Source organism: Mycobacterium sp. (genome assembly GCF_035314665.1).
GTDB lineage: Bacteria > Actinomycetota > Actinomycetes > Mycobacteriales > Mycobacteriaceae > Mycobacterium.
This window is the reverse complement of sequence record NZ_DATFZD010000396.1, coordinates 1-2,292: the sequence shown is the minus strand read 5'-3', so window position 1 is coordinate 2,292 and position 2,292 is coordinate 1. Positions and strand designations below refer to the sequence as shown.

The 2,292-nt window shown below is 63.8% G+C and carries 2 protein-coding genes; both read right to left on the bottom strand.

Translation table 11 applies throughout. The annotated features are described in order from the left end of the window. Window positions 1–613, bottom strand: a 613-nt coding sequence (locus VKI00_RS28335; protein ID WP_324444134.1) for a class I SAM-dependent methyltransferase, incomplete at its 3' end; no start/stop codon positions are given. Between the two features lie 166 nt (window positions 614–779). Further along, window positions 780–2,039: a lipase LipE gene (gene lipE, locus VKI00_RS28330; protein WP_324444132.1), complete on the bottom strand. Its 1,260-nt coding sequence runs from the start codon at window positions 2,037–2,039 to the stop codon at window positions 780–782. Window positions 2,040–2,292: the final 253 nt, after the last annotated feature.

The following is a 2,292-nucleotide window of genomic DNA, read 5'->3' as shown; positions in this document are numbered from 1 at the left end:
CGGGGAAGATCTCCTGCCCGATGAAGCGCATGAACCGCAGATCGCTCATCGTGATCGCGATGCCGTGCGGTGCCCAGTAGCTAGGCGGATGCGTGAGGATCGTGTGCAGCAGCATGCGGCCGTCGGCCGGCAGCAGGCGGTACGCGGTCTCGAAGAACGCGCCGTAGCGACGCTTGGTGAATGCCTCGAACGCCCCGATGCTCACGATGCGGTCAACCGGCTGGTCGAACTCCTCCCAGCCTTGCAGCCCGATGTCGACCGACCGCGATGTCGACACCTTGGCCAGCCGCTCTGTCGTGTATTGGTGCTGATGGCGGCTCAGGGTGATGCCGATGACGTTGACGTCGTACTTCTGCAAGGCCAGATCCAGCGCGCCGCCCCACCCGCATCCGACGTCGAGCAACGTCATGCCGGGCTCAAGATTCAGCTTGCCCAACGCCAGGTCGAATTTGGCGACTTGTGCCTCGTCGAGCGTCATGTCGTCGCGATCGAAATAAGCGCAGGTATAGCCCATCGTTGGGCCTAAGAACAGTGCAAAAAAGTCGTCGTTGAGGTCGTAGATCGACTGCGACGTTTCGTAATCCGGTGTCAGACCGCTCTTTTCACCAGCCATCGAGAAGCTACCCGTCTCATTCCCACGCCGGGCAACAAAACATGGGCGCTCAAGGTCCGAACGGCCAAGTTGCTGGTCCCCCGACTACAGCCAAACATGTGTTGGACATATTAGACGAGCGTGGACTAGCCAACGAAATCGCGGGACACTTCTTTACGACTTTCGGCTATCCGCCCGTGGGCACCCGCGGGATCTCGGCTGCGATGCGGTTCATCAGGGCCCCGTAACGGTTGAGTTCCGGATCTCTGCCCGGCTTGCCACTGCTGACCACACCGGCGGCCAGCTGACGCTCGGGGTCGGCCCAGATCGCGATGTTGACCAGCCCCAGATGACCGAACGCTGCCGGCGCGCCGCGGCCGAAGGGGCCGTACTTGTCGGTGCCCAACTGGAAGCCGGTGCCCCAACGGGCCGGGGCCAGGCCGGTCGCGACATCCGGTCGTAGCCGCCGGCTTTGGCGGACCGCGTCGCGCAGTGTCTGCGGCTGCATGATCTGCACGCCGTCGAGTTCACCTCCGCGGCGCCATATTTCGGCAAAGCGCGACATCTCATCGGCGTTCGAGACAGTATTGGACGACGGGACGACGGTGGTGAGAAATATCGGTGTGTTGGTGATCGGGATGGTCTCGTATAGCGTGCCGCCGATCGCCTTACGGAACGCTGCCGCGATCGGGACCGGTAACTGCTTGCCGGTGGCGTGGCTTGGCGCGACCAGCGGGATATCCTGTTCTGCCACACCGAAATTGGTCCAGCGGAAGCCTAGCGGGTCGAGGATCTCGGTGGCCAGAATCTCGCGAATGTCCTTGCCGGTGGCGGCATAAATGATCTCGCGCATCAGCGGGCCCCAGGTCAGCGCGTGGTAGATGTGCACCAACCCCGGCCGGTACAGCGGCCGCAGCTCGCCGAGCCGCTGCTGCGCGTACTCGTGGTCATCCGCCCGTTTGAGGTCCGGCTTGGGTCCGGTGGGGAACGGGACGCCGGCGCTGTGAGTCATCACGTGCCGGATCGTGGTGCGATGCTTGCCGTGGCTGGTGTAAGTGGGCAGGTACTCGCAGACCCGATCGTCGAGTGAGAGCTGCCCGCGTTCGACGAGCATGTACACGACGGTCGCGGTGATCGCCTTGGCGGACGAGTACACGCAGAACGGCGTATCCGTCTGGACCGGGACCTTCTCGGCGTCCGGCGGGTCGGTGGGGGCGTTGCCCCAACCGTGCCCGATCGCCCGGTTGAGCACGACCTTGCCGTTGTGCCGCAGGCACACCTGGATCGCCGGGTGCATTCCCGCCGCGTACCAGTGGCGGGCGGCCTGCCAGATCCGCTCGACGGCCGCAGGGTCGATCCCGGAGTGGTCTTCGTCGCCGACCGCCGTGACGGCGTCGAGGTCGGTCGGGACGCGGATCCTGCCCTGCAAATCAACCTGGACGGTCATGCGTGCCCCTTCTACGGCGGAGTTGGTCGAACATCCGCGAGGTTACGTGGCGGCTCCGAAGAGCGATTTATCCACAGTCGGACGTTTATCCACAGGCAGGCAATCTCGGCTCGTCGTGTTGCCTCGTGTCAAGATGCGCGCGTCGAGTTTCTGGTTGCCTCATTTGAGAGTGCGCGCTTAGCGGCACGGGCGTTGGTTTTCGATCCGGCTTTGCTGGAGGTCAGGGTGAGGAGTTGGTTGGTCAAGGCCTGAA

Excerpts from the sequence above, each read along its gene's own strand:
- lipE (WP_324444132.1), bottom strand. The coding sequence starts at position 2,039 with ATGACCGTCCAGGTTGATTTGCAGGGCAGGATCCGCGTCCCGACCGAC.